Raw genomic sequence first — 6,100 nt, 5'->3', positions numbered from 1 at the left:
GCGGTGCTCGCCGCCTGGGGGATGAAGATTTCCTTGAGCCGGGTCTGGTCGACTCTGCACTGGGCCGGTCCGCCCTCCGGACCGGCACGGGAAGCGCGGATCCGGGAGGACTTCGGATGGGCAACGGAATGGTGAAGCGTCACGGCGTCTTGGTGATCACCCTGGTCATCGGCATGCTCTGGACGTCGTCCCCGGCCGTGGCGCAGCAGGCGCCCGCCCCGCTGCCGACCGGCCAGAAGGGCTGTCTCCCGCCTCCTGCCGCCACCGAGCCCGGCGTTCCCTGGGCCCAGCAGCGCATGGCCGTCGACCGGGTCTGGTCGTTGACGAAGGGAGCCGGGGTCACCGTCGGGGTGGTCGACACCGGTGTCGACGGTCGCACGCCACAGCTGTCGGGCGGCCGCGTGAAACCCGGTCTCGACGTCACCACGCCGGAGCGCAAGCCGGCGGACGACGACTGTTTCGGCCACGGCACTTTCGTCGCGGGGATTATCGGCGCGGCCGTCCTGGAGGGGACGGGTTTCGCCGGCGTCGCACCCGAGGCCACGATCCTGCCGATCCGCTGTGCGATCACGACGCCGGACGGCTCCCCGCCGGTCCTCACCGCGGCCGAGATGGCCGAGGGCATCCGTGCCGCCGTCGACGGCGGTGCCCGGGTGATCAACATTTCGGCCAGCACCGACACCCCCGACCAGGGACTCGCGGACGCCGTCCGGTACGCGGCCCAGCGCGATGTCGTGGTGGTCGCGTCCGCGGCGAACTCCGCCCAGCAGGGGGATCCGATCACCTACCCCGCGTCGTACCCCACCGTCATCGCCGTCGGCGCGATCGACATGACCGGCAAGAAGGCGGACTTCTCCCAAACCGGGAAGTTCCTCTCCCTGGTGGCCCCGGGTGTCGGGATCACCAGTATCGGTCCCGGCGGTGGCGGGCACTGGGTGGGCAGCGGGACCAGCTACGCCGCGCCGTTCGTGGCGGGCGTCGCCGCGCTCGTGCGCGCCTACCGGCCACAGTTGTCCGCCGAACAGGTCAAGCACCGGCTGGAAGCCACCGCCGACCATCCGGCCGCGGAGCTGCCCGACACGCGACTGGGCTGGGGCACGGTCAACGCGATGGCCGCCGTGACGACGCTGTTGCCCGAAGAAGCGGGCAGTGGGGGGCCGGTCGTCGCCGGCGAACCGGCACCGGTGCCGGTGTCCGCCCGCCCGGACGGTCCCGGCGAGGTCATCGCGGTCGCCGCCACGATTTCGGTGCCGATCCTCGCGCTGCTCGGATTGCTCGTGTTCCGTCTGTGCCTGGGGGGCAGGCGCCGCCGCTGGAAGCGGGCGCGGGTGGTCGAGCCTCGCGAGAGGTAAGGACGGTTCTAGTGAGGGGTAAGTCAAAGGTGGCGTGTCGCGTGCCTGAGGCCGGCCGATCGCGATCTCACCGTCCACAAGGGACACCGAACTCCTCCGCGTGCCCGATTTGAGCGGTTTTCGCGGGGGTCGTGAGTGGCAATGATCGTTCTAACCCGCTTTACCACTCACGACCCCTGCGAGAACTGGACATCAGGACATTAACCAGGCACACAATCCGCGCGATGTGTCCCTTGTGGACACATCGCGCCGGGGGCTGTGCGGCAGGGGTTCGAACACGCCATTTTTGCCTTACCCCTCAATAAGTGACGCTCTTGTGAACCTGTGTCTGCCGGCCCTTGCTTCGCAGGCGCAGGTGAGGGCGTCCACAGTCCCTGACTTCACGACGACATCCTGAGCGCCACAACCGCGGTGAAGGTCCGCGCGTCGTTCACCTGCTCGATGTATCTCCGCACCACCCGGGGCCGCCCCCACCGCGATCTGTCCTCCTCGCGGCAGGAGCGGAACCTGTCCTCGCCGGGACCGGACCGCGGCAGCGCGGTCCGGTGACCGTCAGGCCGACGGCCGCGTGTCCTCCACCAGCGGTGTCTGCACCAGCTTGATCGACCGTCGGCGATTGATGAACTGCGCGCGTCCCGGCGGAAGCACCCGCGGCCGGAGGTTGCCCAGGAAGCTCCCTTCGGTCTTGGGGCAGGACAGCAGGAGGGCGGGAGTGCCGAGTTCCCACATCCGCCGGATCGCCGGATTGCTCATCGACCTGCTCGCCCCCGCTGTGCTGCGCGCGAGGATGATGTGGATACCCACGTCGGCGGCCTGGGCGAGCAGGGGCATCACACCCTGCAGCGGGCCCGCGCTTCCGGCGGATTCCGACAGTTCGAAGTCGTCGATGATGATGTACAGCCGTCCGCCCGTCCACCAATCGCGCAGCGGAAGCCTGCTCGGGCTGATTTCCGGCCCTGGGATGCGCTTCTCGATGACTGAGGCCGCACCGGCGATCGATTTCGCCAGTGCTTCGGCGCCCACGGCGTATTCCAGCTGGTATTCGGCCGGGATCGAGTCGTGCAGTTCACGGCGGAAGTCTCCGAACATGATGCGCGCCTCGTCGCTGGTGTGGTGCGCCACGATCGAGCGGGCGATGTGCTTGAGGATGTTGGTCTTGCCCGACTCGGCGTCTCCGTAGATCAGCAGGTGCGGTGTGACGTCGAAGTCGTGCCACTCCGGTTCGAGAAGCTGGTCCTCCAGGCCGAGTGCCATGCGCATCTCGGCCGCCGCGGTCGGCGCGTGCGGGGCGGGCAGCTCCCGCGCGTGCAGGGTCTGGGGCAAGAGCCGGACCTTCGGTGCGCGCGGCGCTCCCGGCGGTGCCAGCGCCTCGGCGAGTTCCGTTGTCGCCTCGGCGAGGTCATCGGTGCGTGAGTCGCCGTCGATCCGGGGGAGGGCCGCGAGGAAGTGCAACCGGTCGGGGGTGATACCGCGGCCGGGGATCGACGGGACGGTGGCGGCGAACCGGCTGTTGATCTCCGAGTCGACGGGATCGCCGAGCTTGAGCTCGAACCGCGTGCCCATGACGTCCCGGAGCCACGGCCGCATTTCCGACCACCGGTTGGACGCGACGACGAGGTGGATCCCGAAGCTCAGCCCGCGCGCGGCCAGCTCGTTGAACTTCTCCTCGACCTCCTCGAAGTCCTGGCGGATCGTGTACCAGCCATCGACCACGAGGAAGACGTCACCGTAGGGGTCGAGATCGTGGAATCGGCCCTCGGCACGGGCACGACGGTAACTGGCCATCGAGTCGACGTTGTGCTCGGCGAAAATACCCTCACGCCGCGCCATGAGGTTGGTGACCTCCAGTACGGTCCGGGTCACGCGGTCGCGGTCGAGCCGGTTGGCGATGCTGCCGATGTGCGGCATCGCCGCGAGCGAGGAAAGAGTCCCGCCGAAGTCGAGGCAGTAGAACTGGACCTGTTCGGCGGTGTGGGTGAGGGCGAGCCCGCAGATCAACGTACGCAGCATCGTGCTCTTGCCGCTCTGCGGTCCGCCGACCACCGCCACGTTGCCCTTGCTGCTCGACAGGTCGGCGATCAGCAGTTCACGCCGTTGCTGAGCGGGCAGGTCGATGAGCCCGACGGCCACGGTCATGTTCGCGGTGTTCAGCTCGCCGACCGGACGCGGACCGTACGTCGGGTGATCCACCAGCGGCGGCAGCAGCTGGTCCAGGGTGGCCGACGTCTTCAGCGGCGGCAGCCAGACCTGGTGCGCTCGCGGGCCGATGCCGCGCAACCTGCCGATCAGCACGTCGATCATGGTCTCGGTGGTGTCGTTGGACTGGTCGTCTTCTTCGGGTTCGGGCTCCGGGGCGGCCGAAGGCTCGATGTAGCGCTGCCCGAAGGGGACGATGTGCTGCTCGACGGCGAGTCCGGCGCGCTGTCGCTTCGGCCGATAGGGCGCCGAGGAGAACGCGCCCTTGAAACGCACCAGGGTCTGGGTGTCCGGCCGGAGGTAGCCGTTACCCGGGCTGTTGGGCAGCTCGTAGGCGTCCGGGACACCGATGACGCTGCGGCTCTCCATCGCCGAGAAGGTACGCAGGCCGATCCGGTAGGACAGGTGCGTCTCGACCTTGTGGATCCGGCCTTCGTCCAGCCGCTGGGACGCGAGCAGCAGGTGGACCCCGAGGCTGCGGCCCAGCCTGCCGATCATGGCGAACACGTCGATGAACTCGGGCTTGCTCGAGAGCATCTCACTGAACTCGTCCACCACGATGAACAGCGCGGGCAACGGCTCGAGTGGCACGCCCTGGGCGCGAGCTGCCTCGTAGTCCCGCCGGGAGGCGTAGTTGCCGGCCGCGCGCAGGTGTTCCTGACGCCGGTTCATCTCACCGGTCAGCGCGTCCTGCATCCGGTCGACCAGTTCGAGTTCTTCGGCGAGGTTGGTGATCACCGCGGAGGTGTGCGGCAGTTGGTCGAAGCCGAGGAAGGCCGCGCCACCCTTGAAGTCCACCAGCACGAAGTTCAGATCCTCGGGGGAGTGGGTGGTGGCCAGCGCGAGCACCAATGTGCGCAGCAGCTCGCTCTTGCCGGAGCCGGTGGCGCCGACGCACAGCCCGTGCGGCCCCATGCCGTCCTCGGCGGATTCCTTGATGTCGAGTTCGAGCGGAGCGCCGGCCCCGGCGATGCCGATCGGCACGCGCAGGCGCCGTTTCCCGGTCATCCGCTCGCGGCGGTATTTCACCGGGTCGAACGTGGCGACGTCGCCGATACCGAGCAGGGTGGCCAGGTCGTAGTCGACGGCGAGCGGCTCGTCGTCCTCGGAAACCTCACCGATACGGAACTGGGCCATCGTGCGGGCGAGCGCGTTCGCGGCGGTCACGCTCATCCGGTCGGGACGGCAGAGCCGGGCGGTCTGCTGCTTGCCGACCCGGTCGAAGGAGACCGTGCGGACCTCGTCCTCGTCCACCTCGAGGAACAACGCGCCGGCCCGCTGCTGCCAGGGCAGAGAACCGGAGACGTCCAGCACCACGGTGTTGCGGTAACCCTCGTCGGCGACCCGGTGGTCGGCGGGCACCTCCACCCCGTCGAGCACGAGGACGACCAACGGCTCGGACGCGGTGATCGGTGTGTCGGCCTCGAACCGCGGCCGCCCGGTGAACGAAGGGCCACCGAGCAGAAGTTCGGCCTGCGTGACGTCGTCGGTGGCGAGCCGCCGGGCCCCGGCGGCGTCGCGGCTTTCGGTGTCCTGGTGATGGGGCAGCCACTTGAGCCAGTCCCACCGTTCGATGTGCGCGTCGGAGGCGCAGACCGCGATGCGCACGTCACCGGGAGCGTGCGCGGTGGCCAGCTGGGCGAGGATCGCCCGGGTCAGGCCGAGGACGGCTTCGTCGTCACCGGAGAACTGGATCTGCCCGAAACCCCGCAGGTAGACCGCGATCGGCGCGTCCGGAAGCGTGTTGTAGGCACGCATGAACCGGCGCAGGGCGTGCGCGGCGAGCGGCTCGAGGTCCTCGATCGGCTGGCTGCTCGGGGGGACCAGTTTGAAGGTCGAACGCTGGGTGCCCAGACCGAGCCTGACCTCGCCGAAGTCGTCGTGAGCGGGACGGCGCTCCCACAGCCGGTACCCCAGTGCCATCGACCACAACGAGTTCGGGTCGGGATGGAGCCAGCGGGCTGCCTTGCGCTGGGCGCTCAGCGCGTCACGGGCCTGCTTGCGCAGCTGGCCGAGGTAACGGATGTAGTCACGACGATGACCGTTCAGCTTCTGCTTGTGGGTGACGGAGTTCCGCAGCATCTGCGTGACGAGCATCCCCAGAGCCGACAGCACCATGAGGCCGCCGCCGATGTAGGCGAAGGCGCCCGCACCGGGCCGGACGAACATCATCACCATGGCGAGCGAACCCAGCGCCATGGGGGCGTACATCAGGACGCTGCTGATGCCGCCGCCGGTGTTCTCGGGCACACCCGGGGGCGGCTGGAGCTCGGTCTCGATCTCGGGTGCGGGCGGTTTGGGCCGTCGCGCGCGCCGGGCGAACAGCGTCGTGCTCATAGGCTCTCCCTTGGTGAGTGGTTCTCCCCGTTTTCGGGGATCTCGGTCCGGAACGGGCCACCCGCGGCGCGGCCGGGGCTTAGCGTGATCGCCGGGACAAGGGCCTGGACGTGGAAGGAAAGGCCTGTCATCCGAGGAAGAGCAACCACAGCATCGCACAACGAACGCGACGAAGCTACCGTCCATTTCGGACGATCGGACAAGACGACCGGGAC

General features: G+C 68.9%; 2 protein-coding genes. One reads left to right on the top strand and one right to left on the bottom strand.

Annotation, left to right across the window (positions count from 1 at the left end; genetic code table 11):
* Positions 1-116 precede the first annotated feature (116 nt).
* Positions 117-1,352 (top strand): type VII secretion-associated serine protease mycosin, encoded by a 1,236-nt coding sequence (mycP, locus tag AORI_RS68270; protein ID WP_016335779.1) that lies wholly within the window; start codon positions 117-119, stop codon positions 1,350-1,352.
* Between the two features lie 552 nt (positions 1,353-1,904).
* Here mycP and AORI_RS68265 read toward each other — a convergent pair.
* Positions 1,905-5,885: a type VII secretion protein EccC gene (locus AORI_RS68265; protein WP_016335778.1), complete on the bottom strand. Its 3,981-nt coding sequence runs from the start codon at positions 5,883-5,885 to the stop codon at positions 1,905-1,907.
* Between the last annotated feature and the right edge of the window lie 215 nt (positions 5,886-6,100).

The sequence above is a fragment of the Amycolatopsis keratiniphila genome (assembly GCF_000400635.2).
GTDB classification, from domain to species: Bacteria; Actinomycetota; Actinomycetes; order Mycobacteriales; family Pseudonocardiaceae; genus Amycolatopsis; species Amycolatopsis keratiniphila.
The sequence above is the reverse complement of the archived record's forward strand: the minus strand, read 5'-3'. Positions and strand labels throughout refer to the sequence as shown.

Coding starts and splice junctions, on each gene's coding strand:
- AORI_RS68265 (WP_016335778.1), bottom strand. CDS start 5,885: ATGAGCACGACGCTGTTCGCCCGGCGCGCGCGACGGCCCAAACCGCCC.
- mycP (WP_016335779.1), top strand. CDS start 117: ATGGGCAACGGAATGGTGAAGCGTCACGGCGTCTTGGTGATCACCCTG.